The sequence below is a fragment of the Conexibacter sp. S30A1 genome (assembly GCF_023330665.1).
Lineage (GTDB): Bacteria > Actinomycetota > Thermoleophilia > Solirubrobacterales > Solirubrobacteraceae > Palsa-465.
This window is the reverse complement of sequence record NZ_CP097127.1, coordinates 3,376,493-3,402,138: the sequence shown is the minus strand read 5'-3', so window position 1 is coordinate 3,402,138 and position 25,646 is coordinate 3,376,493. Positions and strand designations below refer to the sequence as shown.

The 25,646-nt window shown below is 67.0% G+C and carries 34 protein-coding genes; 5 read left to right on the top strand and 29 right to left on the bottom strand.

What is annotated here, in order from left to right:
• Window positions 1-15: 15 nt before the first annotated feature.
• The 27 genes from M3M54_RS16350 to rpsL all read right to left on the bottom strand — a co-directional run bounded on the left by M3M54_RS16350 (window position 16) and on the right by rpsL (window position 17,570).
• A complete protein-coding gene (locus tag M3M54_RS16350; RefSeq protein WP_249020081.1) occupies window positions 16-1,164 on the bottom strand; it encodes an acyltransferase in 1,149 nt (382 codons plus the stop codon).
• 81 nt (window positions 1,165-1,245) lie between these two features.
• Complete coding sequence (gene secY / locus M3M54_RS16345; protein ID WP_249020080.1) at window positions 1,246-2,529, bottom strand: preprotein translocase subunit SecY; 1,284 nt, start codon at window positions 2,527-2,529, stop codon at window positions 1,246-1,248.
• A gap of 69 nt (window positions 2,530-2,598) precedes the next feature.
• Window positions 2,599-3,123, bottom strand: coding sequence for a 50S ribosomal protein L15 (rplO, locus tag M3M54_RS16340; RefSeq protein WP_249020079.1), 525 nt, complete (start codon window positions 3,121-3,123; stop codon window positions 2,599-2,601).
• Window positions 3,120-3,302 carry a 50S ribosomal protein L30 gene (gene rpmD / locus M3M54_RS16335; RefSeq protein WP_256465798.1) on the bottom strand — a complete coding sequence of 61 codons (183 nt, stop codon included), beginning with the start codon at window positions 3,300-3,302 and terminating at the stop codon, window positions 3,120-3,122. The genes rplO and rpmD overlap by 4 nt, the downstream gene beginning before the upstream one ends.
• Window positions 3,299-3,880, bottom strand: a complete 582-nt coding sequence (gene rpsE / locus M3M54_RS16330; protein ID WP_249020078.1) for a 30S ribosomal protein S5 — start codon at window positions 3,878-3,880, stop codon at window positions 3,299-3,301. The genes rpmD and rpsE overlap by 4 nt, the downstream gene beginning before the upstream one ends.
• Before the next feature lie 33 nt (window positions 3,881-3,913).
• A complete protein-coding gene (gene rplR, locus M3M54_RS16325) occupies window positions 3,914-4,267 on the bottom strand; it encodes a 50S ribosomal protein L18 (RefSeq protein WP_249020077.1) in 354 nt (117 codons plus the stop codon).
• Window positions 4,264-4,809, bottom strand: coding sequence for a 50S ribosomal protein L6 (gene rplF / locus M3M54_RS16320; RefSeq protein ID WP_249020076.1), 546 nt, complete (start codon window positions 4,807-4,809; stop codon window positions 4,264-4,266). The genes rplR and rplF overlap by 4 nt, the downstream gene beginning before the upstream one ends.
• Before the next feature lie 19 nt (window positions 4,810-4,828).
• Window positions 4,829-5,236 carry a 30S ribosomal protein S8 gene (gene rpsH / locus M3M54_RS16315; RefSeq protein ID WP_249020075.1) on the bottom strand — a complete coding sequence of 136 codons (408 nt, stop codon included), beginning with the start codon at window positions 5,234-5,236 and terminating at the stop codon, window positions 4,829-4,831.
• A 4-nt stretch (window positions 5,237-5,240) separates the two neighbouring features.
• A complete protein-coding gene (locus tag M3M54_RS16310) occupies window positions 5,241-5,426 on the bottom strand; it encodes a type Z 30S ribosomal protein S14 (protein ID WP_249020074.1) in 186 nt (61 codons plus the stop codon).
• Window positions 5,427-5,435: 9 nt separating this feature from the next.
• Window positions 5,436-6,008, bottom strand: coding sequence for a 50S ribosomal protein L5 (gene rplE, locus M3M54_RS16305; RefSeq protein ID WP_249020073.1), 573 nt, complete (start codon window positions 6,006-6,008; stop codon window positions 5,436-5,438).
• Window positions 6,008-6,334, bottom strand: coding sequence for a 50S ribosomal protein L24 (rplX, locus tag M3M54_RS16300; RefSeq protein WP_249020072.1), 327 nt, complete (start codon window positions 6,332-6,334; stop codon window positions 6,008-6,010). The genes rplE and rplX overlap by 1 nt, the downstream gene beginning before the upstream one ends.
• A gap of 2 nt (window positions 6,335-6,336) precedes the next feature.
• On the bottom strand, window positions 6,337-6,705 hold the full coding sequence (rplN, locus tag M3M54_RS16295) for a 50S ribosomal protein L14 (protein WP_249020071.1): 369 nt from the start codon (window positions 6,703-6,705) through the stop codon (window positions 6,337-6,339).
• On the bottom strand, window positions 6,705-6,947 hold the full coding sequence (gene rpsQ, locus M3M54_RS16290) for a 30S ribosomal protein S17 (protein WP_249021798.1): 243 nt from the start codon (window positions 6,945-6,947) through the stop codon (window positions 6,705-6,707). The genes rplN and rpsQ overlap by 1 nt, the downstream gene beginning before the upstream one ends.
• A gap of 280 nt (window positions 6,948-7,227) precedes the next feature.
• Window positions 7,228-7,428: a 50S ribosomal protein L29 gene (rpmC, locus tag M3M54_RS16285; RefSeq protein ID WP_249020070.1), complete on the bottom strand. Its 201-nt coding sequence runs from the start codon at window positions 7,426-7,428 to the stop codon at window positions 7,228-7,230.
• A 2-nt stretch (window positions 7,429-7,430) separates the two neighbouring features.
• A complete protein-coding gene (rplP, locus tag M3M54_RS16280) occupies window positions 7,431-7,844 on the bottom strand; it encodes a 50S ribosomal protein L16 (protein ID WP_249020069.1) in 414 nt (137 codons plus the stop codon).
• Window positions 7,844-8,965 (bottom strand): 30S ribosomal protein S3, encoded by a 1,122-nt coding sequence (rpsC, locus tag M3M54_RS17110; protein WP_371878605.1) that lies wholly within the window; start codon window positions 8,963-8,965, stop codon window positions 7,844-7,846. Before rpsC ends, rplP begins: the two co-directional genes overlap by 1 nt.
• Before the next feature lie 11 nt (window positions 8,966-8,976).
• Window positions 8,977-9,312, bottom strand: coding sequence for a 50S ribosomal protein L22 (gene rplV, locus M3M54_RS16270; RefSeq protein WP_249021797.1), 336 nt, complete (start codon window positions 9,310-9,312; stop codon window positions 8,977-8,979).
• 425 nt (window positions 9,313-9,737) lie between these two features.
• Window positions 9,738-10,010 carry a 30S ribosomal protein S19 gene (rpsS, locus tag M3M54_RS16265; RefSeq protein WP_249020068.1) on the bottom strand — a complete coding sequence of 91 codons (273 nt, stop codon included), beginning with the start codon at window positions 10,008-10,010 and terminating at the stop codon, window positions 9,738-9,740.
• Window positions 10,007-10,846 carry a 50S ribosomal protein L2 gene (gene rplB / locus M3M54_RS16260; RefSeq protein ID WP_249020067.1) on the bottom strand — a complete coding sequence of 280 codons (840 nt, stop codon included), beginning with the start codon at window positions 10,844-10,846 and terminating at the stop codon, window positions 10,007-10,009. The genes rpsS and rplB overlap by 4 nt, the downstream gene beginning before the upstream one ends.
• Complete coding sequence (gene rplW / locus M3M54_RS16255; RefSeq protein ID WP_249020066.1) at window positions 10,846-11,142, bottom strand: 50S ribosomal protein L23; 297 nt, start codon at window positions 11,140-11,142, stop codon at window positions 10,846-10,848. The genes rplB and rplW overlap by 1 nt, the downstream gene beginning before the upstream one ends.
• Complete coding sequence (rplD, locus tag M3M54_RS16250; RefSeq protein ID WP_256465797.1) at window positions 11,142-11,789, bottom strand: 50S ribosomal protein L4; 648 nt, start codon at window positions 11,787-11,789, stop codon at window positions 11,142-11,144. Before rplD ends, rplW begins: the two co-directional genes overlap by 1 nt.
• Window positions 11,782-12,399, bottom strand: a complete 618-nt coding sequence (gene rplC / locus M3M54_RS16245) for a 50S ribosomal protein L3 (protein ID WP_249020065.1) — start codon at window positions 12,397-12,399, stop codon at window positions 11,782-11,784. The genes rplD and rplC overlap by 8 nt, the downstream gene beginning before the upstream one ends.
• Complete coding sequence (gene rpsJ / locus M3M54_RS16240) at window positions 12,399-12,716, bottom strand: 30S ribosomal protein S10 (protein ID WP_249021795.1); 318 nt, start codon at window positions 12,714-12,716, stop codon at window positions 12,399-12,401. The genes rplC and rpsJ overlap by 1 nt, the downstream gene beginning before the upstream one ends.
• A gap of 151 nt (window positions 12,717-12,867) precedes the next feature.
• Window positions 12,868-14,055, bottom strand: coding sequence for an elongation factor Tu (gene tuf / locus M3M54_RS16235; protein WP_249020064.1), 1,188 nt, complete (start codon window positions 14,053-14,055; stop codon window positions 12,868-12,870).
• A gap of 88 nt (window positions 14,056-14,143) precedes the next feature.
• Window positions 14,144-16,240, bottom strand: a complete 2,097-nt coding sequence (gene fusA, locus M3M54_RS16230) for an elongation factor G (protein ID WP_249020063.1) — start codon at window positions 16,238-16,240, stop codon at window positions 14,144-14,146.
• A 459-nt stretch (window positions 16,241-16,699) separates the two neighbouring features.
• On the bottom strand, window positions 16,700-17,170 hold the full coding sequence (gene rpsG, locus M3M54_RS16225) for a 30S ribosomal protein S7 (protein ID WP_249020062.1): 471 nt from the start codon (window positions 17,168-17,170) through the stop codon (window positions 16,700-16,702).
• Between the two features lie 4 nt (window positions 17,171-17,174).
• A complete protein-coding gene (gene rpsL / locus M3M54_RS16220) occupies window positions 17,175-17,570 on the bottom strand; it encodes a 30S ribosomal protein S12 (RefSeq protein WP_249020061.1) in 396 nt (131 codons plus the stop codon).
• A gap of 149 nt (window positions 17,571-17,719) precedes the next feature.
• Between rpsL and M3M54_RS16215 the strand changes: the two genes are divergently transcribed.
• On the top strand, window positions 17,720-19,339 hold the full coding sequence (locus tag M3M54_RS16215; RefSeq protein WP_249020060.1) for a hypothetical protein: 1,620 nt from the start codon (window positions 17,720-17,722) through the stop codon (window positions 19,337-19,339).
• A gap of 16 nt (window positions 19,340-19,355) precedes the next feature.
• Here M3M54_RS16215 and M3M54_RS16210 read toward each other — a convergent pair whose 3' ends face one another.
• Window positions 19,356-21,152 carry a DUF6398 domain-containing protein gene (locus M3M54_RS16210; protein ID WP_249020059.1) on the bottom strand — a complete coding sequence of 599 codons (1,797 nt, stop codon included), beginning with the start codon at window positions 21,150-21,152 and terminating at the stop codon, window positions 19,356-19,358.
• Between the two features lie 79 nt (window positions 21,153-21,231).
• On the opposite strand from M3M54_RS16210, the gene M3M54_RS16205 reads away from it, so the two are divergent.
• Together M3M54_RS16205 and M3M54_RS16200 are read left to right on the top strand one after the other, a co-directional pair.
• A complete protein-coding gene (locus tag M3M54_RS16205) occupies window positions 21,232-21,627 on the top strand; it encodes a DUF2237 family protein (protein WP_249020058.1) in 396 nt (131 codons plus the stop codon).
• A 324-nt stretch (window positions 21,628-21,951) separates the two neighbouring features.
• A complete protein-coding gene (locus M3M54_RS16200; RefSeq protein ID WP_249019411.1) occupies window positions 21,952-23,301 on the top strand; it encodes a transposase in 1,350 nt (449 codons plus the stop codon).
• A 202-nt stretch (window positions 23,302-23,503) separates the two neighbouring features.
• Here the strand turns inward: M3M54_RS16200 and ald are convergent, their stop codons facing one another.
• Window positions 23,504-24,622, bottom strand: a complete 1,119-nt coding sequence (gene ald / locus M3M54_RS16195; protein WP_249020057.1) for an alanine dehydrogenase — start codon at window positions 24,620-24,622, stop codon at window positions 23,504-23,506.
• A 77-nt stretch (window positions 24,623-24,699) separates the two neighbouring features.
• Here ald and M3M54_RS16190 point away from each other — a divergent pair, with 77 nt between their 5' ends.
• A complete protein-coding gene (locus M3M54_RS16190; protein ID WP_249020056.1) occupies window positions 24,700-25,155 on the top strand; it encodes an Lrp/AsnC family transcriptional regulator in 456 nt (151 codons plus the stop codon).
• A 96-nt stretch (window positions 25,156-25,251) separates the two neighbouring features.
• Complete coding sequence (locus M3M54_RS16185; RefSeq protein WP_249020055.1) at window positions 25,252-25,644, top strand: hypothetical protein; 393 nt, start codon at window positions 25,252-25,254, stop codon at window positions 25,642-25,644.
• The last annotated feature ends 2 nt before the right edge of the window (window positions 25,645-25,646 follow it).

Sequence of the window (25,646 nt, the reverse complement as noted above, 5' to 3'; positions counted from 1 at the left end):
GTACGCGGGCAGCGCTCATGAGGCACGGGCCGGCTGCAGACGGTGGCGCTGGCGGCGCCGCAGCTTGCGTTGCCGCACCGAGGCCGAGCCGTACAACACCCGCGACTCGATAAGCCGCCAGCTGAGCGTCGCCAGACCGATGCTGATGGCGAATGTGACGGCCGCGTTCACATAGACGGAGCCTGCCGGTAGGTAGTGATACACAACGTTGCGCACCAGCAGGTGAAACAGGTACAGCCCGTAGCTGATCCGGCCGAGAAAGCGCAGGGGGCCGAGCGAAAGCGCGCGGGCCGGCAGACTTGCCGGGGCGCCGAGAAGCAGCACGATCAGCCCGATGCCGATCCCGCAAGTGCTCAGATAAGCCTCGACGCTGGGCAGCTCACGGTCAAGCAACAGCCCCATGAGCAGGCAGGCCAGGACCATGGCCAGCGTCGCGCGCAGGCCTGTGGCACCCGCCGCGACGGACCGCATCCGCACCGGCAAGCGGGCCAGGGCACACTCGGGCAGCCGCGCCAGTCGGTGCCGCCAGGCGACAGCCGCGAGGCATCCGGCGAGCAGCTCAGCCGATCGCGCCGCGGGCGAGTAGTAGATCCCGTAGCCATGACCACGGCCGATCGGCGCCAGCACCAGGAGCAGCACGATTGCCGCCGCGAGCAGCATTGCCACCTGTCGTGGCCCGGTCCCGCGCCGCAGCACCAGCAGCAAGAGCGGCGGCCAAAGCAGGTAAAACTGCTCCTCCTGCGCCAGCGACCAGGTCGGATTGAAGCTCCCGAGGCTGGCGCCGTGGCCGGTCGCCGCCAGCCAATTGCTGACGAACGTGACGCTGGCCAGCGCCTTGACGGCAAACGGCCATCCCGTGAGCTGGTAGCAAACGGTGTTGGCAATCAGCGCGAGCACGATCAGGACTCCGAGCGCTGGCAGCAGACGCCGTGCGCGACGAGCATAGAAGTGCTGCAGCCGGATGACACCGTCGCGGTCCCACTCCTCATACAGGAGGCTGGTGATCAGGAAGCCCGAGAGCGCGAAGAACAGGTCGACGCCAACGTAGCCGTTGTGCAGCACGTCGGTGTGCATCAACATGACCAGCAGGATCGCCAGGCCGCGCAGACCATCCAACACTGTCCTGCGGCCCAGCCTGCGCGGACTCTCGGACTGGGCAACCATTGCCCGAGCGCTACCCGCTCCGCCCGAGTGTCACCGCCCGACCAGCGTTCCGCTTACGCTGGCCTTACGCCGTGTTGACGCTTACTTTAGGAAGCCCTCGTAGTTGCGCATCATCAGCTGGGCCTCCAGCTGGCGCATCGTATCCAGCGCCACGCCGATCACGATCAGGATCGCGGTCCCGCCAAAGGCAAAGCTGGCACCGGTCTGCGCGATCAGAATGGTCGGTAGCGCTGCAATGAAGGCGAGGAACAGCGCCCCAGGGAACGTCAGCCGCGCGAGCACGCGGTCCAGAAACTCGGCCGTCGGGCGGCCCGGTCTGATACCGGGGATGAAGCCACCGTACTTCTTGAGGTTCTCGGCCTGATCGATGGGGTTGAAGACGATCGCGGTGTAGAAGTACGTGAAGAGGATGATCAGGATCGCCTCGCCCACCACGTAGTGCCAGCCGTCGGGCGAAAGGAAGTTTGCGAGCTCGGTGCCGAAGTTGTGGATGTGGTTCTGCCCGATGAGCTGCCCGACAGTCGGCGGCACCGCCATCACCGTCGCGGCGAAGATCACCGGAATGACGTTGGCCATGTTGACGGTGAGCGGGATGTATGTCTGACCGCCCTGAGTCATACGCTGGCCGATCACGCGCTTGGCGTACTGCACGGGGATGCGCCGCTGCCCAGTCTGGACGAACACGACCCCGGCCACGACAGCGAACACGATGAAGGGCATCATGACCTTGAACGACTGGTCAGGTGAGTTCCACCAAGACTGGACCCCGGTCGGGATTCCCGACACGATCGACGCAAAGATCATCAGCGAGATGCCATTGCCGATGCCTCGCTGCGTGATCAGCTCGCCGAGCCACATCACGAGCACCGATCCGGCCGTCAGCGTGATCGCGATCATGAAGACCTTGCCGACGTTGAAGTTGGGGATCAGATTGACGCCGGCCTGGGTCTCCAGGCTCTTGAATAGGAACACGTAGCCGATCGACTGCGCGAACGCCAGCGCCACGGTGAGATAGCGGGTGTACTGGGTGATGCGTGCCTGGCCAACCTCGCCCTCCTTGGAGAGCTTCTCGAGCGACGGCACCACCGCCGTGAGCACCTGCAAGACGATCGATGAAGTGATGTAGGGCGTGATCCCCAGCCCGAAGATCGCCACGCGGGCGAGCGCGCCTCCCGAAAAGGTGTTCAGCAGGCCGAGCACACCGGTGCCTCCCACCGACTGCTGGATCTGTCTGAGCGCGCTGGCGTTGACTGCGGGCGCGGGTATGTAGGAACCGAGCCGGTAGAGCCCGAGCATCGCAAAGGTGAAGAGCACCTTGCGACGAATCTCGGGCACGCGAAACGCGCCGAGGATTGTCGACATCATCGCGCCAGCTCTCCTCTGAGCGCCGCTCTGATCAGCTTCGGATGCGTGGCGCGGGCCACCACAGCCTGCTCAGGACTCGGGGTTGGTGCTCTCGATGAGCGTCACCGTTCCGCCGGCGCGCTCGATCGCGGCGCGAGCGCCCGCACTGACGGCGTGGACGTTCACGTTGAGCGCCTTGCCAAGCTCGCCGTTGGCGAGCACCTTGATCGGCACGCCTTTGCGCGTGGCAAGCCCGCTGGCCGCCAGTGACGCAGCGTCAACCACCGCGCCTGCTTCAAAACGAGCCTCGAGGTCTCCGACGTTGACGGCCTGAGTGCGCGTCCGGAATGGCTCAAACGGCATTGACTTCTTCATGTGCGGGCCGCGTAGCTTGCGCATCCGCATGTGGATCGGCATCTGGCCGCCCTCGAAGTTGGGGCGCGACTTCGAGCCCGTGCGTGCCCCGGCCCCCTTCTGGCCTCGGCCAGAGGTCTTGCCGGTACCAGAGCCCTCGCCGCGGCCGACCCGCTTGCGCGGGCGCCGCGAACCCGGCGCAGGCTTGAGGCTGTGCAGGCCGATCGCTTCCGGCGCGAGTGTCTCGTCCAAGTTGCTCATCCCTCCCGCACCTCCACCAGATGCCTGACCTTGTGCAGCATGCCACGCATCTGCGGCGTGTCACTGACCTGGACGGTATGACCGATACGCCGCAGCCCGATCGAGCGCAGCGTGTCCAGCTGACGCTTATCCGCTCCGTTTCGAGATTTCAGCTGCGTGACCTTCAGGGCGTCGCTCACGCGGCCTCCCCTTCACTTGCCTGGCTGTCCTCGCCATCCAGCGTGGCGGTCTCGCGCTCGACGGTGTTCAGGCCCAGCACGGTGTTGACCGACAGGCCGCGCAGTGCTGCGACCTCCTCAGGTGTGCGCAGCGACTCGAGCCCGGCCATCGTCGCCTTGACCAGGTTGATCGGGTTCTGCGAGCCGAGCGACTTGGAAAGGATGTCGTGGATGCCAGCGAGCTCGAGCACCGCGCGCACGCCGCCGCCGGCGATCACGCCGGTGCCAGGAGCCGCGGGCTTCAGGAAGACCTTGCCTGAACCAAACACTCCGGTCGTCTGGTGGGTGATGGTCGAGCCGTGCTTGGGAACCCGGTAGAGGTTCTTCTTGGCCCGTTCGACCCCCTTCTGGATCGCGACCGGCACCTCGTTAGCCTTGCCGTAGCCGACGCCGACCACCTCACGCTCGTCGCCCACCACGACCAGCGCGGTGAACGAGAACCGCCGACCACCCTTGACGACCTTGGCCACACGGTTGATCTCCACGACCCGCTCTTGAAGGTCGAGGCCTGCTGCTGAAACTGTTCGCTCTCGTGCCATGAATGTCAGTCCAGAGTAGCGTCCGGACGCCGCTTAGAAGGTGAGCCCGCCATCGCGGGCCCCGTCGGCGAGCGCCTGCACACGCCCGTGGTACTGATAACCGCCGCGATCGAACACGGCGCTGGTCACACCCAGAGCCTGCGCGCGCTCAGCCAACAGTTGACCGGCCTTGCGGGCCTGCTCACTGCCGCGCAGCTCGCGCAGCGCGGGCTCAATCCAGTTGACAGCCGCCAGGGTCCGAGCGGAATCGTCGTCGATCAGCTGAGCGGTGATACCACGATTCGAGCGAAACACCGAGATGCGCGGACGTGCGGCCGTTCCCTTGACCTTGGCACGCACGCGCCGCTGGCGGCGCAGACGCGCCGCCTGCTTCGTCTTCACACTCATGCTCGCTTACCGACCTTCCTCGCGACGTATTCGCCCTCGTAACGGATCCCCTTGCCCTTGTAGGGCTCCGGCTTGCGCTGCTTGCGTATCTGTGCAGCGATCTCACCGACCTGCTGCTTGGATGCGCCCCGCACGGTGATCCGCGTCGGCTGCGGCACCTCAAAGCTGATGCCCTCCGGCGCCTTGATCTCGACCGGGTGTGAGTAGCCGAGCGCAAGCTCGAGGTCGCGGCCCTTGAGGGCGGCGCGGTAACCGACACCCTGAATCTCCAGGTTCTTATGGAATCCGTCGGTCACGCCTGTGACCATGTTGGCGACCAGCGTGCGGGTGAGGCCGTGCAGCGCACGGTGCTCACCGCGGTCAGTGGGTCTCGACACAACGAGCTGCTCGCGACCGTCAACGCTGACCTGCTCGACACTGATGTCGCGCGCGATCCGCTCGGAGAGCTCTCCGCCGGGACCTTTCACGGTGACCCGCTCGGGCTCGATGGTGACGCTCACGCCGGTGGGCAGGGCTATTGGTTGTCTACCGATTCTCGACATTGCTTGATCTTCCTGGCCGCTACCAGACCTTCGCGACTACCTCGCCGCCGATGCCCAGCTGCCGTGCTTGGTGGCCGGTCATCACCCCGCGGGAGGTGGACAGAATCGCTGTGCCCAGGCCGCCTTCGACCTTTGGGATGCTGTCGTGACCGACGTAGTGACGCTGTCCCGGACGCGAAACGCGCTGGATGCCGCTGATCACCGGACGCCGCTCACGAGTGTACTTGAGCGTCACCACGAGTTCCTCGCCGGGCCGGTCGGCGCCAGCCGGCACCACTGAGTAGGCCTCGATGTAACCCTGCTCGTGCAGGATACGCGCCACCTCAACCTTGAGTTTTGAGGCAGGGCTCTTGACATCGTGGTGCTGCGCCTTGGCGCCGTTGCGCAGGCGCGTGAGCAGGTCCGCGATCGGGTCGGTCATCGACATCTGATCACCAGCTCGATTTCGTCATTCCGGGGATGTAGCCGTTGTGCGCGAGTTCGCGCAGACAGATCCGGCACACACCGAACTTGCGGTACACCGAGCGCGAGCGACCGCAGCGACGGCAGCGGGTGTAGCCCCGCGTCTTGAACTTGGGTGTCCGTGCCTGACGGACTCGTTGTGAGGTTTTGGCCACTGTTCGTTCCTAACTTTGTGCGGCGGTCTGGCGCCGCCCGCTCTTCGCGAATGGCATGCCGAGGGCCTCCAGCAGGGCGAAGGACTCCTCGTCGGTGCAACGGTTGGTGGTGATCGTGACGTCCAGGCCGCGTGTCTGGTCGACCTCGTCGTAATCGATCTCGGGGAAGATGATCTGTTCGCGCAGCCCCAGCGTGTAATTCCCACGGCCGTCAAACGCACGGGGGCTCACACCCTGAAAATCGCGGATGCGAGGCATCGCCACCGAGAACAGGCGGTCCAGGAACTCGTACTGGCGCTCCCCACGGAGCGTCACAGCCAGACCGACGGGCATGCCCTCGCGCAGCTTGAACTGCGCGATCGACTTGCGAGCCCGCCGGACGTTTGGCTTCTGACCCGTGATCAGCGCGAGCTGCTCGGCGGCTGCGTCAAACATCTTCGAGTCCTGCTTGGCGTCGCCAACACCCATGTTGACCGTGACCTTCATGATCTTCGGCGCTTGCATCGGCGTCTGGTAGCCGAAGCGCTCGATCAACGCCGGGCGTATCTCGTTCTCGTATTTCTGTTTCAGCCGAGCAGCCATCAGTCGATCCTCGTCCCGCTGCGCCGCGCCACACGTACCCGCTTGCCGTCCACAAACTCGATCCCTACGCGCGTCGGTTTGCCGTCCTTGGGGTCGGCGAGCGCGACGTTGGAGACATGGATCCCAGCCTCCTTCTCGATCACTCCGCTGACCTGGTTGGCCGTCGGCGACATCGGGTTGGCTTTCTGGTGGCGCTTGATCTTGTTCAGACCCTCGACGTAGACGCGTTCGTGCTTGGGGTCGACGCGCAGTACGCGTCCCCGCTTGCCGCGGTCCTTGCCGCTGATCACGACAACCTGATCGTCGGTCTTGATGCGGGCAGGCATGGTCAGAGCACCTCCGGTGCGAGCGAGACGATCTTCATGAAGTTGCGCTCACGCAGCTCTCTGGCCACGGGCCCGAAGATGCGCGTGCCACGTGGGTTGTTGTTGTTGTCGATGATCACCGCGGCGTTCTCGTCGAAGGCGATGTAGGTTCCGTCCTCGCGGCCGTAGGCCTTCTTCGTGCGCACGACGACCGCCTTGACGACATCCCCCTTTTTCACGGAGCCCTGCGGAGTCGCCTGCTTGACCGTGGCGGTGATCACGTCGCCGACACGCGCGTAACGGCGCCGGTGCCCGCCCTGCACGCGGATCACGAGGATCTCACGCGCGCCGGTGTTATCGGCCACCCTTAATCTGGTCTCGTTCTGAACCATCAGCGAGCCCTCTCAACGACCTGCACCAGGCGCCAGCGCTTGGTCCGCGAAAGCGGGCGCGACTCGCGCACAACCACGGTGTCACCCACGTGGGCATCGTTGTGTTCGTCATGCGCGTGCAGCGTGGTGGAGGTTCGCACGACCTTCTGGTAGCGACGATGCCGGCGCGCGACATCGATGCGCACGGTGATCGTCTTTTCAGCCTTGTCGGAGACCACGATGCCCTGCCGGGTCTTCTGCATCCCGCTCTCGTGCTCGCGCGGGGGCGTGGCGGTTCGCTCGTGTGCGCCCGCCTTCCAGCTCTCGCGGTCGGCGGCACGGCCACGGCGGCGTGCCAGCGCCTTCTTCGCGCGCAGCGCTTCTCGCTGCTCCTGACGCTGCTGCGGAGTCATCGCCACGACAGGCTTGGGCTTTGCGGCCCGCTTGCCTTTGGGCGCCGCGCTGCTGGTCTTCGGCTCCTGCGGAGCAGTCTCAGCCAGCTGCTCGGCGGCCACGGCCGTCGTCTCTTCGTTGTCGGTTTGCTCAGCCATTGATCTCGATTCCACGTTCCTTGGCGATCGTCAGCGCGCGCGCGATCTCACGCTTCGCACGCCGCATGCCCGCCGTGTTCTCCAGCTCGCCAGTGGCGTGCTGGAAGCGCAGCCCGAGAAGGTCCCGGCGCGCGCTATGAATTTGCGCAGTGAGCTCCTGCTCGCTTAGGTCGCGCAGTTCAGCTGGTTTCATGCTCATCCCTCTTCTCGCACGACGAACTTGGTGCGGACGGGAAGCTTGTGGCCAGCCAGCCGCATCGCCTCACGGGCGAGCGGTTCGGGCACGCCCGCGAGCTCGAACATCACGCGCCCGGGCTTGACAACGGCAACCCAACCTTCCGGTGAGCCCTTACCGGAGCCCATGCGGGTTTCGGCGGGCTTCTTGGTGTAGGACTTGTCGGGGTAGATGTTGATCCAGACCTTGCCGCCGCGGCGAATCTTGCGGGTCATAGCGATACGCGCCGCCTCGATCTGGCGGTTGGTGATCCAGCCCGCGTCGAGCGCCTTGAGGCCGAACTCGCCGAACTGCACCTTCACCTGGCCGCGCGACAGCCCAGCCCTGCGGCCACGGTGCTGCTTGCGGTGCTTTACACGCTTGGGGGCCAGCATCAGCCGTTACCTCCGTTTGACTGACGGGGAGCAGAGCCACCGGGCGCGGACTGGCCGCCCCGCGGCGGCTGGCCGCCCTGCGCCGGCCTTGGTCCACGGTTCTGGGGGGCGCCTGCGGGGCGCGGTCCGCGACCGCTGCCGCCTTGTGAGGGACCACGCCCGGCCTGGCCGGGTCCACTCGGGCCACGCCCAGCCTGGCCGGGTCCACTCGGGCCACGCCCGCCCTGACCCGCGTAGCCTCCCGGCCCGCGGCTCGCGCCTCCGGCGCCTGGGCCGCGTCCGCGACCACGTCCGGGAGCACCCGCGCCCACTCCGCCGGCCCCGGACCCGCCGGGCGCACCCTGACCGGGTGCGCGACCGCGACCCCGACCACCCGGCCCACCGGAGCCGCCACGCCCGCGACCATCGCGGCCGTCACGACCGCCGCGGCGATCACGGTCATTCTGCTGTGGCGAGGGGGCATCCATGATCGTCAGGTCGGCGCCGGTGTAGCCCTCGGGCATGATCTCGCCCTTGTTGATCCAGCACTTGACGCCGATCCGCCCGAAGGTAGTGCGGGCCTCGTGGAAGCCGTAGTCGATATCGGCGCGCAGCGTATGCAGAGGCACGCGACCGTCGGAGTAACCCTCCGTGCGGGCCATCTCAGCGCCGCCGAGCCGACCGGACACCTGGACCTTCACGCCCTTGGCACCCGACCGCATCGCGCTGGTCAGAGCGCGCTTCATCGCGCGGCGGAAGGCGACGCGGTTCTGGAGCTGCTCGGCGATGGACTGCGCAACCAGCCGTGCATCGAGCTCGGGGCGCTTGATCTCGAGGATGTTGACCTTCACCTGCTTGCCGGTGATCCGGTGCAGGTCACGGCGCAGCTGGTCCACCTCGGAGCCGGCCTTGCCGATCACGATGCCGGGCCGCGCCGTGTGGATGTTGACCTCCACCTCGTTCGCGCTCTTGCGGATCGTTATGTCAGAGAGACCCGCATGTGAAAGGCGGCCGACGATGTGCTTGCGGATCTCGGTGTCCTCATGCAGGTAGTCGGCAAAGTGCTTCTCGCTGAACCAGTTTGACTTCCAGTCGTGGATGTAACCCACGCGGATCGACTCGGGATGGACTTTTTGACCCATGGTTGTCTCTTCTAGTTCTTCGGCGTCAGGAGGATTGTCAAGTGCGCGGTGCGCTTGCGGATCTTGCTCGCGCGGCCCTGCGCGCGCGGACGAAAGCGCTTGATGGTCGGACCTTCATCGGCGTGCACCGCCTTGATGACCAGATCCTCGCCGTCGAGATCGTGATTGTTCTCGGCGTTGGCGATCGCCGACTCGAGCAACGTGCTCCAGTCACGAGCGACCGCACGTGGCGTATGCGCGAGGATAGCGCGTGCGTCAGTGACACTCTTGCCGCGGATGTTGTCGCAGACCAGACGCGCCTTGCGCGCAGATGAGCGCACGTACTTTGCCTGCGCACGGACGACCATGTCGGCCGCGGGTTGCTCACGACGCTTGGCGGCGCCGCGCTTCGGCGCCGCCTGCGGCTCGGCGTCAGGCGCAGGCTGCACCGACTCGCTCGTCTGCGCCGCGGTCGCGGTCGCCTTGGGCTTGGCTGCGCGGGTGCGCTTGGGCTTCTCGGCTGCGGCTTCCTCGGCGACGGGCGTGTCCGCCTTCGGCTTTACCGCGCGTGGCTTCCGCGCGGGCTTGGCGCTCGGCTCAGCCGCGGCCGGCGAGTCCGTCGCGGAGGGAGTTGTGTTCATCTCTCCCGGAGCGGCGGACTCGCCGTCCGCGGCAGGAGTTGCGTTCGTGTCTGGCGCAGCGGCGGACTCGCCGTCCGCGGCAGGAGTTGCGTTCGTGTCTGGCGCAGCGGCGGACTCGCCGTCCACGGCCTCGAGTTCCGGCGTCTCGTCGCTCATCGCTTCTTACCCGTTCCCGCGTGGCCACGGTAGAGCCGCGTGGGCGCGAACTCGCCCAGCTTGTGACCGACCATCGACTCCGAGATGAACACGGGCACGTGCTTGCGACCATCGTGGACGGCGATCGTGTGCCCAACCATGTCAGGGAATATCGTCGACGCGCGCGACCAGGTCTTCAGCATCCGCTTCTCGCCGGAGGCGTTCATCGCCTCGACCCGTGCCATCAGGCGCTCCTGCACAAACGGGCCCTTCTTGCTTGAACGACTCAACGCTTCTTACCCCTCTTACGGCCGCGAACGATGTACTTGTCGGACAGCTTGCCCTTCTTGCGCGTGCGGTAGCCGAGCGTCGGCACACCCCACGGCGTCACCGGATGACGTCCCGGTGTGGTGGAACCCTCGCCACCGCCGTGCGGGTGGTCGACCGGGTTCATGGCCGTGCCACGAGTCTGTGGCCGCACACCCATGTGGCGCTTGCGTCCGGCCTTACCGACCTTCACGTTCTGGTGGTCTGAGTTGCCGACCGTGCCCACCGTGGCACGGCACTGTGCCCGCACCATGCGCATCTCGCCGGACGGCAGCCGCAGGGTCACGTAGTCGCCGTCCTTGGCCAGCAGCTGGATGCCGATACCAGCCGAGCGGCCGATCTGCGCGCCGCGGCCCGGAGTCAGTTCGACGTTGTGCACGACGGTGCCGGCTGGCATGTTGCCCAGCGGTAGCGCATTGCCCACACGGATATCTGCGTTCGGGCCCGACTCGACCGTCATGCCGACACTCAGGCGAGCGGGCGCGATGATGTAGCGCTTCTCGCCGTCGGCGTAGTGCAGCAGCGCGATGTAGGCCGAGCGGTTCGGGTCGTACTCGATCTGGGCAACCTTGGCGGGAATCCCGTCCTTGGTGCGCTTGAAGTCGATGCGCCGGTACAACCGCTTGGCGCCGCCGCCGCGGTGGCGCGAGGTCTTGCGGCCGTAGGCGTTGCGCCCACCGGACTTCTTGAGTCCCTCGGTCAGCGACTTCTCCGGCGTCGTGCGCGTGATCTCGGCAAAGTCCGGATAGCTGACGAAGCGCAGACCGGGCGAGGTCGGCTTTGGCTTACGAATCGCCATTACTCACTCACCTCAAGGCCCCGGAAGATCGGGATCGTGTCGCCCGCGCGCACCTGCACCACAGCCTTCTTCCAGCGACGGGTGCGGCCCGCGGTCTGGCCGCGGCGCTTGGGCTTGGACTTGACCGACGAGGTCCGGACAGCCTCGACCTTGACGTCGAAGAGCTGCTCGATCGCCTGCCGGATCTGCGTCTTGTGCGCCGTGTCGGCAACGCGGAACGTGTACTTACCAACTTCCGCCAGCACATAGGTCTTCTCGGAGACCACGGGACGGATGATGACCTGGGTTGCGTCCATCAGCTTCCGGCCTCCTCGGGCTTCTCATTGCGGCCGGCAGCACGCGCCACCAGCTCCGGCAGCGCAGCCTCCGAGACGAGCAGGCGTGCGGCTCCGACGATGTTGGCCACGCCGGTGTCCGCGGCCGGCAGCACGAGCACGCGCTCGAGGTTGCGGAACGACAGTCCGGCCTCGCGCTCATCCTCGGTCAGCACCACAAGCGTGGGCACCTCCGGCCCCCAGCCCGCGAGCAACGCTGCTGCCTGCTTGCTGGAAGGAGTTTCGAAGACCGACGCGTCAAAGACCGCCACCGACCCGCGCTGCGCGTGCACCGACAGCGCGCTGCGCAGCGCCACACGACGCGCCTTGCGGTTGACCTTGAAGGTGTAGTGACGCGGACTGGGTCCGAACACCGTGCCGCCGCCCGTCCACAGCGGACTGCGCGACGAGCCGGCTCGCGCACGGCCACTGCCCTTCTGCTTCCAGGGCTTGGCGCCACCACCACGAACCATCCCGCGCGTCTTGGTCGCGTGCGTGCCCTGACGCAGAGCAGCCTGCTCGGCGCGCACGGTCTCGTGCACGACGGCCATGTTGAAGCTGGCACCAAAGGCGTCCGCGTCAAGCGTGACGGTCCCGGTACCTGTGAGCTTGTTGGCTGTGTTAGGCATCGGTCCGCACCTCCACGATCCCGCCCTTCGCACCCGGGACCGCGCCACGCACGAGCAGGAGGTTCTGGCTGGCGATCACGTCGACCACCGTCACCCCACGCTGGGTGACGCGCGCGGCGCCCATGTGGCCCGGTCCGCGAATGCCCTTCATCACCCGTGCAGGCCAGGCGGAGGCACCGATCGAGCCGGGGGCGCGATAGTTGTGCGAGCCGTGTGTCTTGGGGCCGCGTTTGAAGTTGTGGCGCTTGACGGTGCCCTGGAAGCCCTTGCCCTTGGAGGTGCCCGAGATCTTGACCCGGTCGCCGGCGCTGAAGCTCTCGACGGTCACGGTGTCGCCCATCTGCAGCTCGGCGCCCTCGTTGCGGAACTCCACGAGGTGCTTGTGCGCTCCGACACCGGCCTTCTTGAGGTGCCCGAGCTCGGGCTTTGAGATGTGCTTCTCCTTGGTGCGAGCAAAGGCAAGCTGGACAGCGCTGTAGCCGTCCTGCTCGGGCCTGCGGACCGCGGTCACCGGACACGGGCCCGCCTCGAGCACGGTCACGTGCTCGACCCGCCCGTCCTCGAGGAAGCGCTGGGTCATCCCAATCTTCTTGGCGAGGATCGCGGTCATCAGGAGGCCAGACGGATCTCGATGTCGACGCCCGCGGGCAGATGGTCGAGGCGCTGGAGCGAATCGACGGTCTTGGGGGTCGGCTGGTGGATATCAATGAGGCGCTTGTGCGTGCGGATCTCGAAGTGCTCGCGCGAATCCTTGTCCTTGAACGGCGACCGGATCACGCAGTACACGTTCTTCTCCGTCGGCAACGGCACCGGTCCGGAGACGGTCGCACCGGTGCGCGTCGCCGTCTCGACGATCTCCTTGGCCGCCGTCTCAATCGCCGATGTGTCGTAGGACTTCAGGCGTATGCGGATTTTGTTCTGGGCGATGGTCGCCATGTCTAGCTCTTGCTCTTCTCGTGTTCAGAGCGGGCCGGCCCTTGGAGGCCTCTGCCCGCCCTAGTCGTATGTGCTGCGTTTTTTCCTGCCGGCTCAAGGGTGGGGCTGGTCCAGCCGGACCAGCCCCACCCGAAAACCGCTGCTACTTGACGATCTCGGAGACGACGCCCGAGCCCACCGTCCTGCCGCCTTCGCGGATCGCGAAGCGCAGGCCCTGGTCCATGGCGATCGGCTGGATCAGCTCAATCTCCATCTGGACGTTGTCACCCGGCATCACCATCTCCGTGCCCTCCGGCAGGTTGGCAACCCCGGTCACGTCCGTCGTGCGGAAGTAGAACTGCGGACGGTAACCCGTGAAGAAGGGCGTGTGACGGCCTCCCTCTTCCTTCTTGAGGACGTACACCTCAGCCTTGAACTTTGTGTGCGGGGTGATCGAGCCGGGCTTGCACAGTACCTGGCCGCGCTCGATGTCCTCGCGCTTGGTGCCGCGCAGCAGGCAGCCGACGTTGTCGCCTGCCTGCCCCTGGTCCAGGATCTTCTTGAACATCTCGACGCCGGTCACCACGGTCGTGGTGGTCGGCTTGATGCCAACGATCTCGACGGTGTCACCGGTCTTGATCACGCCCTGCTCGACACGACCGGTCGCGACCGTACCGCGGCCGGTGATCGAGAAGACGTCCTCGACCGGCATCAGGAACGGTTTGTCGAGGTCGCGTACGGGCTCCGGGATGTAGGTGTCGAGCTGCTCGGCCAGGTCGAGGATCTTCTGCTCGTACTCCTTGTCGCCCTCAAGCGCCTTGAGCGCCGAGCCGACGACGAACGGAATGTCATCGCCCGGGAAGTCGTACTCCGACAGGAGGTCACGGATCTCTACCTCGACGAGCTCGAGCAGCTCAGGATCGTCGACCATGTCGGCCTTGTTGAGGAAAACGACGATGTAGGGGACGCCGACCTGACGCGCGAGCAGGATGTGCTCGCGGGTCTGCGGCATAGCGCCGTCGGCCGCGGAGACGACGAGGATCGCGCCGTCCATCTGCGCCGCACCGGTGATCATGTTCTTGACGTAGTCCGCGTGACCGGGGCAGTCGACGTGGGCGTAATGCCGGTTGGCGGTCTCGTACTCGACGTGCGATGCCGCGATCGTTATGCCACGCGCCTTCTCTTCAGGCGCGTTGTCAATGGTGTCGAAGGCGCGAACCTCGCCGGTGCCGAAGTGATCGTGCAGCACCTTGGTGATGGCGGCCGTCAGCGTCGTCTTGCCATGGTCGATGTGACCGATGGTCCCGACGTTCACGTGGGGCTTATCGCGCTCAAACTTGGCCTTGGCCACTTTTTGGTGCTCCTTCGTCTCAGATGAATTCCGTCCGCCGTATGGGCGAACCTCAAGAATTTATCGGACTTTCCGTCCGATCGGTGTGCTACTTGCCCTGCAATTCGCCGATGACCTTCTCGGCGATGTTCGGCGGAACCTCTTCGTAGCGCTCGAACTGCATCGTGTAGGTAGCTCTGCCCTGCGTGTTTGAGCGTACATCAGTTGCGTATCCGAACATCTCCGCGAGCGGCACGAGCGCCGTCACAACCTGCGCGTTACCGCGTGGCTCCATGCCCTGCACCTGTCCGCGCCGGCGGTTCAGGTCGCCAATCACGTCGCCCATGAACTCCTCGGGGGTGACCACCTCGACCGCAAACACAGGCTCCAGAAGCACCGGCTTGGCGCGCTGGGTCGCCTCCTTGAGCGCCAGCGAGCCGGCGACCTTGAACGCGATCTCCGAGGAGTCCGTGTCGTGGTACTTGCCGTCCACCAGCGTGACCTTGACGTCCACCATCGGGTAGCCGGCCCTGGGGCCGTTCTCGAGCGCCTCCTCGATCCCCTTCTCGACGGCGGGGATGAACTCTGTCGGGATGGCGCCACCCTTGATCTGGTTGACGAAGTCAAAGCCCTCGCCCGGGTTGGGTTCGACGTTGATGTAGACGATGCCGTACTGGCCCGAGCCGCCGGTCTGGCGCACGAAGCGGCCCTCCACCTTCTCGGCCCTGCCGCGGATCGTCTCGCGGTAGGAGACCTGTGGGCGGCCCACATTGGCCTCGACCTTGAACTCGCGCATCATGCGGTCCACGAGGATCTCAAGGTGCAGCTCGCCCATCCCGGAGATCTCGGTCTGACCGGTCTCCTCGTTGGTGGCGACCTGGAAGGTCGGGTCCTCCTCGGCCAAGCGCTGCAGCGCGACGCCCATCTTCTCCTGGTCGGCCTTGGTCTTGGGTTCGATCGCAACCTTGATGACAGGCTCGGGGAAGTCGATCGACTCGAGCTTGATCGGCTGGTCCGGTGCGCACAGCGTGTCACCGGTGACGACCTGCTTGATCCCCACGCCGGCGGCGATATCGCCAGCATAGACGGCGTCGAGCTCCTCGCGCTCGTTGGCGTGCATCATCAGCAGCCGACCGATCCGCTCGGTTTTGCCGGTGGAGACGTTCAGCACCCGACCACCGGCCTCGAGCTTGCCGCTGTAGACGCGGAAGTAGGTCAGCTTGCCGACGAAGGGGTCGGCCATGATCTTGAACGCCAGAGCGCTGAAGGGCTCTTCGTCTGACGCGTGCCGCTCGGCCGGGATCTCGTTGCCGTCCTCATCGCGCTTGCCCGGCAGCACACCGTCGATCGCGGGGATGTCGAGCGGGCTGGGCAGGTAGTCGATGATCGCGTCAAGCAGCGGCTGCACACCCTTGTTCTTGAAGGCCGACCCGCACAGCACCGGGGTCAGCTGGCTCGAGAGCGTGGCCTTGCGGATCGCGGCCTTGAGTTTCTCGACGGGGATCTCCTGGTCCTCGAGGATCAGCTCCACGAGCTCGTCGTCGTAGTGGGAGATCTCGTCGAGCAGGTGCTCGCGGGCGGCTGCCGCCTCCGCCTCCATCGCGGGCGGGATTGCCACCACCTCCTGCTCCTTGCCGAGGTCATCCTTGTAGATGATCGCCCGGTTCTCGACCAGGTCAACGATCCCCTGCAGCTCGGACTCGGCGCCGATCGGCAGCTGGATCGGCACCGGGTGGGCGCCGAGCCGGTCGATCATCGTCTGAACCGCCTTCTGGAAGTCCGCGCCGATGCGGTCCATCTTGTTGACGAAGGCGATCCGGGGCACGTGGTACTTGTCGGCCTGGCGCCAAACCGTCTCTGACTGCGGCTGCACGCCCGCGACCGAGTCGAACAGTGCGATCGCACCGTCCAGGACCCTCAGCGAACGCTCGACCTCTGCGGTGAAGTCGACGTGACCGGGAGTGTCGATGATGTTGATGCGCGTGCCGTGCCACTCGCAGGTGGTTGCGGCCGAAGTGATGGTGATGCCGCGCTCCTGCTCCTGCTCCATCCAGTCCATCACGGCCGCACCCTCGTGCACCTCACCGATCTTGTAGGTGCGCCCGGTGTAGAACAGGATGCGCTCCGTCGTCGTCGTCTTGCCGGCGTCGATGTGCGCCATGATCCCGATGTTGCGGGTGTTCTCGAGGCTGAACTTGCGGGGCATCTTGTGAGTCGTTTCTTCTTTCGGGCTCGCGTGCGTGGCGCGTCCGGAGCGTTGATGCACGCGGACGCCGCACCGGGCGGGCGGACGAATCAGGGCGCGAAAAAGGGCCCCAGGGGCCCTGATCCGACACCGATGTCGCCAGGGATTTCGTCTAGTTCTGCAGGGTCTCCATGAGCAGGTCTGTGAGCGGCTGGCGCGCATGTGCGCAGCCCGACCGCGACGGCCAAGCAATATAGCAGCCGACGTGGGCCGGTGGCCGCGGCCCGAAACCAGGTCGCCAGCTGCTACGCGAACAAAAAGGGAAACGCGAGGGTGCCCGCCACACGGGACCGGGGGCTGTGGCGGAGCGACCCTCGCGTAAACCGATTGTACAGGCAACCTGCACATTTCCCAGGGTGCGATCTCGTCTAGCAGCGCCCTGGGCCTCCACTTGTCAGCAAGCTGACAAGTGGGGCGGGACTACCAGCGGTAGTGAGCGAAGGCCTTGTTGGCCTGCGCCATACGGTAGATGTCGTCCTTGCGCTTGTAGGCGGCACCCTGCTGCTGTTGGGCGTCCAGCAGCTCATTGGCAAGACGTTGGGCCATGGTGCGCTCGCGACGCTGCCGGGCATAGGTCACGAGCCAGCGCACCGCCAGCGTGCGCGCCCGGCGGGGCTGAACCTCGACCGGCACCTGGTAGGTCGCGCCACCGACTCGGCGGGAGCGCACCTCGAGCACCGGCGTGAGCGCCTTGACCCCGGCCTCGAGCACCTCGAGCGCGGGCTTGCCACTGCGCTCCTCCATGATCGCCAGCGCGTCATAGACGATGGTCTCGGCCACGGACTTTTTGCCGTCGAGCATCACCTTGTTGATGACCTGCTGGACCAGGCGGTTACGGTGAATGGCATCCGGCTCGACCGGCCGGATCTGTGCGGCTGCGCGGCGTGGCATGCGGCTACTTCGCCTTCGCGCCGTACTGCGAGCGCGCCTTCTTGCGGTCTGAGACGCCAGCGGCGTCAAGCGTGCCGCGGATCACCTTGTAGCGAAAGCCCGGAAGATCCTTAACACGACCACCGCGGATCAGCACAACCGAGTGCTCCTGGAGGTTGTGACCCTCACCGGGGATGTAGGCGCCAACCTCCATGCCGTTGGTCAACCGCACGCGCGCGACCTTGCGCAGCGCAGAGTTGGGCTTCTTGGGGGTTGTCGTGTACACGCGCGTGCAGACGCCGCGGCGCTGCGGCGCGGCGACCTTGGTCTTGCGGCCCTTGCCGGACTTGAGGCCCGGGGTGGCAAGCTTCTTGGCGGGCTTCTTGCGGCCCTTGTTGACTAGCTGGCTGGTGGTCGGCATTCGGGCTGGCAATTTAGCAGGGTCGCCTGCGACGGGTCACGCCCGTCTGGTCGCGCTGTCGGGCGCTGCCAGCTTGGGCGGCGGCCCGCTGGCCGCCGCCCGCGGGCGGGGCGTTACTTTGACGATCGGTGCGGGTTAGAGATGCTCAGATGAGGCCATACATGCAGCCGACGACCGGTAGACGTTTGCGACGCGTGCTGGCGGCAGGCACAGCGGCGCTGCTGCTCACGGCCCCGGCCGCCTTGGCCAGCGACATCTCCTGGCTCGGATCCGGCCAGGGCGCCACCTGGAGCACCGCCACCAACTGGAGCGGTGACGCGGCCCCGAGTGGCAGCGTCACCGCGCTCACCCTGCCACCGCTCAGCACCGGATGCAGCGGCTGGGCATGCGCCTACGGCATCGACGACATCCCAACGCTGACCGTCGGCGAGCTGCAGATAGACGCCGCCTCGGGCTACCTCGTCAGCCCGCTGACCGCGGCCGACGGGATCAGCTTGACCGGGGGTCTGACCTTCTCGAGCCCAGGCACGACCGCGGCCGGAGCGCCACTGAGCACGGCCTTCACGGTCCCGCTCACGCTCGCCGCGCCGCAGAGCTGGAACGTCGCTGGTGTGACCGGCACAGCGACGACGCTGCAGCTGGGCGCGGTCACAGGCGTGCGCTCCGCGCTGCACGTGAACCTCGCGGCCGGTGTCAAGCTGGCCTCTCCCGAGCTTGACACCGGCCCGCTGAGCATCGCGGGCGCCGGCACGGTCGAGCTGAGCAACCCGGGGCCAGTTCAGCCCCTGACCGGAACCGTGGTGACACCGCCGCCGCTGCTCGCACCGGCCGGCGTCAGCCTGACCTCCGGAGCTTCGCTGACCTTGACCGGCGAGGGCACCATCTCAGGCCCAATCACCATCGCCCCCGGCTCGGCTTCGACGCTCACACTCGGCCCGGGCAGCGCGCCCGCAGCAACGTTGCTGAGCTACGGGAACGTCACCCTGCGAGCATCCAGCGCGCTGGCCCTGTGGATCGACGCGCCCGCGGCAGCGGTGCACGCACAGCCCGCGGCCGGCAGCGACTACGCGCAGCTGCGGGTGCTTGGGAACCTCAGCCTGAATGACGCCACGCTGACGCTCGTGCATGGCTACACCGACACGCAGGTCGCCTGCGCCCAGCTCACGCCCGGTCAGACCTACACGCTGGCAATCGCCACCAAGCTGATCGGCACGTTTGCCGGGATCGCGAACGGCCAGGCGGTCGGGCTCGGCGCCTGCGACCCGCTCGCGCCCACCCCAACCGCGCTCATCATCCACTACAACACGACCACCCACCCACAGACCGTCACCGCGACGGTGATCGGCGTTCCACAGATCAGGACGCTCGTGAGCGCAGCGCTCACGCTACCCCCGCGTGCCGCGACCGCCCCCGGCCTGCTGCACGCGGGCGGCTACGGCGCCGTCTACGACGCGCCGGCTCCCGGCACGCTGGCGCTCACCTGGACCACCCGCCTGCACGGGCGCCTCGTGACCGTCGCGAGCGCGAGCAACACGGCCGCCCAGGTCGGACCGCGGCGGCTTGCGATCCGCCTCACCCCCGCCGGGCGAAGGCTGTTGCGCGCGCTCGCGCGCGCAACGCACGTGCCCAGGCCAGGGCGCGGCAGGCGTGCTCGCCGCGCTCCTGCTCGCGCCATCACGCTGACCGCCACCGCAACGCTGACACCGAATGCCCAGAGCCCGTCCACGCTCACGGCCCTGACCGTCAGGCGCGCGATCAGGATCAGCTGAGCGGACCCGGCGGACGTTACCCGTAGAGCTCGCGCAGCTCGATGATCCGCCGCCTGCGACTCGAGACCAGCAGGTCGGGGGTCCCGAGCTGGATGTCCCAGGCCGAGCCGTAGTAGTCACGCTCCAGCACACCCGCCGCCTTCATCAGCGTCAGCGCCCGCTGGGAGACGCTCCCCTGCATGATCCCGAAGTGGGCGAGCAGGTCCTTGACCAGCATGCCGCCGCGGCCGGGGTGAAAGAGCTCGTTGGCGCTGCCGATCGTCCAGCAGACCGCGGCCGCTGCCGTGGTGGCGCTGCCACGCCGGCGAAAGATCTCGGGGTTGCCGCGGGCGACCATTGCCAGGTAGCGCCGGCAGGCGGTTCTGTACTCGTGGTCGAGCAGCTCCTCGCAGCAGCGGTCGCAGAGCACGAGCGTCTCCTGCACCCTCGCGTGGGTGTCCTCGGGGATCCCCGACCAGTCAAAGCCCTCGTCGGGCAGCGGCTCATCGCGCAGTGTTGCAAGCGCCTGCTCGCCACCGACCTCCGCCAGCAGGATGCGCATCAGATACTCGCCGGGTTCCATCGGCTCCTGACCAGGCAGCTCCCAGGGCCCGTCAGGATCCACAACGCCCATGGCCGCCAGCAGCGCCATCGGCCCTTGCGGGCGCGATGAGCGGATCAGCTGCTGATATTCGGGCTCGTGCTCGTCGATCGCCGCGAGCGTCTCCTCTGTCCGCACGGCGCGGATGCCACGCTGGGCGTGGGCGTAGCGCACGACCGCGCGCAGCAGCCCGGGCGCCTTGGCGAGGTACGACGCAGGCGCCACCAGCTTTCGTGGGATCCAGTCCAGCAGGAGGATCTCAACCGCGACCGGGCTCCAGTGCAGCGGATCACCGGGGCCGTAGTCGGTCCCGTACCAGATGATCTCCTCGAGCAGGCTGCGGTGATCATCATCTCCGAAGGGCCGGCCCTGCTCGGAGGCCAGGAACGCCTTGGCGAGCGCCCGCCGCGCCCGCTCGGTCCACTCTTTCCGCTCGTAGCCACACCCACCGCTTGGCAGCAGCCGCATCATCCACTCGATCAGCGGCCGTGCCACCGGCCAGGTTTCGCTCTCAAACGGCGGGAACATCAACGCCCCGTGCTCGATCGACTCCTGCATTCGCGCCCGGGCGTCAGCCGGATCAAGCTCACGCTGGCTTGCAAAGGGACCGGACTCATCGGTCGCGGCGGCAACCATCCCGGCGAGCTCCGCGAGCGGACGCCCGACGACGAACCCGTCCTTGGCGACCGAGCCCAGGTTGTGATCGATGTAGAGCAGGCTCGTCAGCTCGTGCCCACCACTTAGACGCACGCCGACGAGCACGTCCTCGCCGTCGCCAAGCTCGTCGGCGACCTCGGCGCAGCCATAGGCGTGCGCGCGATCCAACTCACGCAGCCACAGCGGCAGCACATGGCGCCGGCCCGCCGCGGCCCTCCGCGCCCGTTCGCGTATCTGCTCATCCGGACCGAGCTGGGCGATCACCGCGAGCAGCGCCGTGGTTTCCGGCCGGTCGACATCGATGAAGGTGCTCAGCAGCTCTGCCGGTGTCGGCGCGCCGTCCTGCTCACCGCCGAAGCTGCGCTCGATCGGGCTTCGGCGCCGAGGGTCCACCACGGCGAGCAGGCTCGAGACCTCAGCCAGCAGATCGAGCGGCTCGCCGGTGCCGAGCCGTTCGCGCACCTCGCGCAGCAGCGGCGGCTCACCGGAGCTGGCAGATCGCGCCTCGCGCCTGGCCCGCGCGCGACGCGCGGCGTCGCGCCTGCGGCGGTCGTCGTGCGAGTTGCGCCTGGCCATCGCGCTAACGCTATCCCCGCGGCCGGACCGATGCGCGGGATAATCGGGGCGTGACCACAGAACCAAGCCCGTCTCGCCCATGGCGCTGAACGTTCTGGGCGGGCCGCTTGAACCCTGCGGCACCGACCCGCTCACCGGCTTCTACCGTGACGGCTGCTGCAGCTCCGGGCCGGAGGACCGCGGCAGCCACACCATCTGCGCGGTGGTGACCACGGAGTTTCTCGAGCATCAGCTCAAGATCGGCAACGACCTGATCACGCCCATGCCCCAGTACGGCTTTCCCGGCCTTGTGGCCGGGGACCGCTGGTGCGTGACCGCCGCCAACTGGCTGCGCGCCCACCTGGACGGCGCCGCAGCCTACGTGGTGCTGGCCTCAACCAACGAGCGCGCGCTAGAGATCGTGCCGCTCCAGGCGCTCGTTGAGCACGCGGTTGACGTGCCGCCCGACCCCGGTGCCCTGCTTGACTGGCCCTGAGCGTCGCACTCCACACTCGGCGGATCCGGCGGCGGCGCAGCGCTGGCTACCCAGGGGGCTGTGCCACCCCCGCAGCGCTTGGCACGGCTAAGCGCTTCTTCCTGTGGTGCTTGACTCGGGTTTCGCACTTTTGGGCCTGTAGCGGCATAGCGGCGTAGCAGGTGGTGGTGGTGGGCGGGGCCGTGGCGGGCTGGTGTGGCCTGTTGGCGCGGTGTCGGGGAAGGAGCATCGGCGGCTTGCGCGAAAGCGGTTGCTGTCAACATAACCCGTCCGTCGCGGCCAAGGGGAGGCACGCTGCGCGGCTTCTCTTGGAGGCTGCCGCCGATGCTCTGCGTCCCATCTTCGCTGAACGAGCTGCTTGTCCTGTTTGAGTCGTGTTTCACCCGTCCCACGTTTGAGACGTTCCGGGGGGTGTTGGTCGGTCAGGTCTCGCAGACCTCTCTGCGGTGCGTGACCGGGATGCTGACAGGCTCAAGGCTGTCGGGGGTGTGGCATCACGCGCGTTGCCACCGGTTCTTCGCCAATGCCCGCTGGTCCGTGGACGAGCTCGGGTTACGGCTCGCCTGCCTGATCGTTGAGCGGTTCACAGAACCGGGTGCGAGCGTGCTGGTCGCGGTCGACGACACGCTCCTGAAACGCAGGGGACGCCGGATCCACGGCACCTTCTGGCATCACGACGCGACCGCCAACAGCCGCTCAGGCTCGGTCGCGTGGGGGAACAACTGGATCGTGGCCGGGATCTGTGTCAAGCTGCCGTTCCTGCAGCGCACCGTATGTTTGCCGGTCCTGTTCCGGCTCTGGCAGCCGCGGCGCGAACAGTTCGTCAAGCAGCACAAGCCCGATCCTGAGCGGCCCGGGAAGGTCAAGCTGGCCAGGGCGATGGTCTGCCTGCTCGCCAAACGGCTGCCGGATCGCCAGATCAACGTGGTCGGTGACAGCGCCTACATCAGCCAGGCGTGGCGTGCTGCACCCAAGCGGGTGACGATCACATCGAGGCTGCGTAGCAACGCGGTGATCTACGCCCCTGCGCCGCCGCGCACCGGCAAACGCGGCCGGCCACGCAAATGGGGCAAACAGCTTGAAAGCCTTCAACAGATCGCAGCCGACCCCGCCACCGAATGGGTAAAGACGACCGTCAGGCGCTACAGCAAAACCGAGACGCTCGAGCTGGCTGAGATCAACTGCCTGTGGGAGCCGCTCGGCGCCGAAACCCCGGTCCGTGTGATCCTCGTCAAAGACGACACCAAGCCGTGCGGCTACCAGATCGCGCTGATCACCACCGACCTTCACGCCACCGCCGCGCAGATCGTCGAACGCTACGCAGACCGCTGGCCGATCGAAGTCGCCTTCCAGGACGGCAAAGAACTGTTCGGCGTCGGTGATGCCCGCAACCGGACCGAGAAAGCCGTGCAACGGACCGTCCCATTCCAGTTCTTGGCGATGGACCTCACGATCATCTGGTACGCGCTCTACGGACATCACCCCGACATCGTCACAGAGCATCGCGCCCGCGCCCCCTGGTATGTCTCCAAGACCACCCCATCATTCCAGGACATGCTCGCCAAGCTACGACGAGTGATCATCGCCACCCAATTTCAACCCGAACAGGCCCGAACCCCCACAACCCAGGAAATCAACCAAGTCCAGCAAGCATGGGCAGCCGCCGGCCTATGAACTGCGAAACCCGAGCTTGACGCTACGCCGTAAAAACGCGGTGACTGTCGCGCCACCGGATGCGGCATCAGACGACCGAACGGCTGCCAGCGGACGAGCAGGCCGGCGAACTGTGAGCGGCTTGGGCGGTGGGAGCCCGACCTGGGGGCGGTCCAGCGGGACCGCCCCCAGGTCTCAGATCAGACGGTCAGAGCGCGAGCGGCTAGAGACCCAGGGCCTCTTCCGGGGTCACGTACGGGACGCCGGCGACGGCGGCGACGGCCTCGTAGGTGACCTGACCGTTGGCGACGTTGAGGCCGAGGCGGTGGCCGGGGCTCTTGGCCAGGAACGCGGCGGCGCCGTGGTTGGCCAGGTCGATCGTGTAGGGCAGGGTCGCGTTGGTGAGCGCGTAGGTCGAGGTGATCGGCACCGCGCCCGGCATGTTGGCCACGCAGTAGTGGGTGATGCCGTCCACCTCGTAGGTCGGTGAGGTGTGGGTGGTGGGCTTGGAGGTCTCAAAGCACCCACCCTGGTCGATCGAGACGTCGACGAGCACCGCCTGAGGCTTCATCAGCGAGAGCTGCTTGCGGGTGACCACGTGCGGCGCCTTGGCGCCGACGACGAGCACCGCGCCAACCACGAGGTCGGCGCTGGGCAGGAGCTCCTCGATCGCCAGCGTCGAGGCGTAGAGGGTGTCTGCGCGGCCGTCAAAGGCGACATCGAGGTCACGCAGGCGGTCGATGCTGCGGTCAAAGACGGTCACCGTCGCGCCCATCCCGATCGCCACCTGGGCGGCGTGGTAGCCCACGACGCCGCCGCCGATCACCAGCACGTTGGCGGCCGCCACGCCGGGCACGCCGCCGAGCAGGATGCCGCGGCCGCCGAGCGGCTTCTCCAGCATGAACGCGCCCGCCTGGGTCGCGATCTTGCCGGCGACCTCGGACATCGGGGCGAGCAGCGGCAAACGGCCATTGCGATCCTCGACGGTCTCATAGGCGATGCAGGTCGCACCGGTCTTGGCCAACCCGTGGGTGAGCTCGACATCTGCAGCCAGGTGCAGGTAGGTGAAGAGCAGGTGGCGCGGCTCGAGCATCGCGACCTCGACCGGCTGCGGCTCCTTGACCTTGACGATCATCTCGGCCTCGCCGAACACGGCGGCGGCGTCGGGGAGGATCTTTGCGCCCTGCTTGACGTAGGCCTCGTCGGGGATCGCCGAGCCGTTGCCGGCCCCCTGCTGGACGAAGACCTCGTGGCCCGCCTCGACCAGCTCCCGCACACCCGCCGGCGTCATCGCCACGCGGTACTCGTCCACCTTGATCTCGGTCGGAACACCAACCTTCATTCTCCAGCCCTCCGGGTAGTAGTTTCTGGTGCAATCATCTTCATCGGGCGAGGATCAAACAAGGAAGGCTCAAGAACTTGGCGGATTCCACAGCGCTGGACGAGACCGACTTCCGGATCCTCAATGCGCTCGTCGCTAACGGAAGGATCTCCTTTGCCGAGCTGGGCAAGGCGGTGGGACTTAGCCCACACGGGGCCGCCGACCGCGTGCGGCGACTCGAGCGCGCCGGGGTGATCAGCGGCTTCACCGCGCTCGTCAACCTGGCCAACGTGGGGCGCTCGCTGGATGCGTTCATCGACGTTGCGCTGCTGCCCACCACCACCTCCGAGCGCTTCGAGCGCGAGATGCTCGAGATCCCCGCGGTGCAGGAGATCACATTTGTCACCGGCCGCTTCGATTACCACGTCCGCGTCGCCTGCCGCAGCGCCGATGACCTCGACCAGACCGTCCGCACGATCCGTGGCCGGGGAGTCGCCCGGACCGAGACGCGCATCATCCTGCGCTCGGCCCGCGGCCTCGGGACGATCGCCTGAGGCGCACCGGGCGCACCGCCCCTATCTGAGCTAGGCTTGTGGCGCGATGGTGCGCCACCACTACGGGTTTGCGTCAGTGAGCACCGGGAGTGCAGCTTGAGCCCGGCGGCAGACAATCCGCGCCCGGAGGAGGGCGGTGAGCATCGCCAGGGTGTCGAGCAGCAGCTCCGCGAGCTCTACGAGCAGGTCGAGGACGCGGCCGCGCGCGCATCTGAGCACCTGGTCGGCACAGAGGGCTTCGCCAGGCTGCTGGGTCAGCTGGCCGAGAACGCCGCCGCGTTGACGAAGCTGACCAACGACGGCATCGACCTGATGCTGCGCAACCTGCGCCTCGCCGGGCGCCGTGACGTCGTGCGCCTGGCGCGCCAGCTCGGGCGCACCGAGGACAAGCTCGAGCGGCTGCTGCAGGAGGTCGAAGCGATCGGCGCGAAGCTTGACCGCATCGAAGGCGAGCGCGAGCCGCGCAAGCCGCGCACACCCAAGGAGTAGGC

Coding starts and splice junctions, on each gene's coding strand:
- M3M54_RS16350 (WP_249020081.1), bottom strand. CDS start 1,164: ATGGTTGCCCAGTCCGAGAGTCCGCGCAGGCTGGGCCGCAGGACAGTG.
- secY (WP_249020080.1), bottom strand. CDS start 2,529: ATGATGTCGACAATCCTCGGCGCGTTTCGCGTGCCCGAGATTCGTCGC.
- rplO (WP_249020079.1), bottom strand. CDS start 3,123: ATGAGCAACTTGGACGAGACACTCGCGCCGGAAGCGATCGGCCTGCAC.
- rpsE (WP_249020078.1), bottom strand. CDS start 3,880: ATGGCACGAGAGCGAACAGTTTCAGCAGCAGGCCTCGACCTTCAAGAG.
- rplR (WP_249020077.1), bottom strand. CDS start 4,267: ATGAGTGTGAAGACGAAGCAGGCGGCGCGTCTGCGCCGCCAGCGGCGC.
- rplF (WP_249020076.1), bottom strand. CDS start 4,809: ATGTCGAGAATCGGTAGACAACCAATAGCCCTGCCCACCGGCGTGAGC.
- rpsH (WP_249020075.1), bottom strand. CDS start 5,236: ATGTCGATGACCGACCCGATCGCGGACCTGCTCACGCGCCTGCGCAAC.
- rplE (WP_249020073.1), bottom strand. CDS start 6,008: ATGGCTGCTCGGCTGAAACAGAAATACGAGAACGAGATACGCCCGGCG.
- rplX (WP_249020072.1), bottom strand. CDS start 6,334: ATGCCTGCCCGCATCAAGACCGACGATCAGGTTGTCGTGATCAGCGGC.
- rplN (WP_249020071.1), bottom strand. CDS start 6,705: ATGGTTCAGAACGAGACCAGATTAAGGGTGGCCGATAACACCGGCGCG.
- rpsQ (WP_249021798.1), bottom strand. CDS start 6,947: ATGCAGAAGACCCGGCAGGGCATCGTGGTCTCCGACAAGGCTGAAAAG.
- rpmC (WP_249020070.1), bottom strand. CDS start 7,428: ATGAAACCAGCTGAACTGCGCGACCTAAGCGAGCAGGAGCTCACTGCG.
- rplP (WP_249020069.1), bottom strand. CDS start 7,844: ATGCTGGCCCCCAAGCGTGTAAAGCACCGCAAGCAGCACCGTGGCCGC.
- rpsC (WP_371878605.1), bottom strand. CDS start 8,965: ATGGGTCAAAAAGTCCATCCCGAGTCGATCCGCGTGGGTTACATCCAC.
- rplV (WP_249021797.1), bottom strand. CDS start 9,312: ATGGTCGTCCGTGCGCAGGCAAAGTACGTGCGCTCATCTGCGCGCAAG.
- rplB (WP_249020067.1), bottom strand. CDS start 10,846: ATGGCGATTCGTAAGCCAAAGCCGACCTCGCCCGGTCTGCGCTTCGTC.
- rplW (WP_249020066.1), bottom strand. CDS start 11,142: ATGGACGCAACCCAGGTCATCATCCGTCCCGTGGTCTCCGAGAAGACC.
- rplD (WP_256465797.1), bottom strand. CDS start 11,789: ATGCCTAACACAGCCAACAAGCTCACAGGTACCGGGACCGTCACGCTT.
- rplC (WP_249020065.1), bottom strand. CDS start 12,399: ATGACCGCGATCCTCGCCAAGAAGATTGGGATGACCCAGCGCTTCCTC.
- fusA (WP_249020063.1), bottom strand. CDS start 16,240: ATGCCCCGCAAGTTCAGCCTCGAGAACACCCGCAACATCGGGATCATG.
- rpsG (WP_249020062.1), bottom strand. CDS start 17,170: ATGCCACGCCGCGCAGCCGCACAGATCCGGCCGGTCGAGCCGGATGCC.
- rpsL (WP_249020061.1), bottom strand. CDS start 17,570: ATGCCGACCACCAGCCAGCTAGTCAACAAGGGCCGCAAGAAGCCCGCC.
- M3M54_RS16215 (WP_249020060.1), top strand. CDS start 17,720: ATGAGGCCATACATGCAGCCGACGACCGGTAGACGTTTGCGACGCGTG.
- M3M54_RS16210 (WP_249020059.1), bottom strand. CDS start 21,152: ATGGCCAGGCGCAACTCGCACGACGACCGCCGCAGGCGCGACGCCGCG.
- M3M54_RS16205 (WP_249020058.1), top strand. CDS start 21,232: ATGGCGCTGAACGTTCTGGGCGGGCCGCTTGAACCCTGCGGCACCGAC.
- M3M54_RS16200 (WP_249019411.1), top strand. CDS start 21,952: ATGCTCTGCGTCCCATCTTCGCTGAACGAGCTGCTTGTCCTGTTTGAG.
- ald (WP_249020057.1), bottom strand. CDS start 24,622: ATGAAGGTTGGTGTTCCGACCGAGATCAAGGTGGACGAGTACCGCGTG.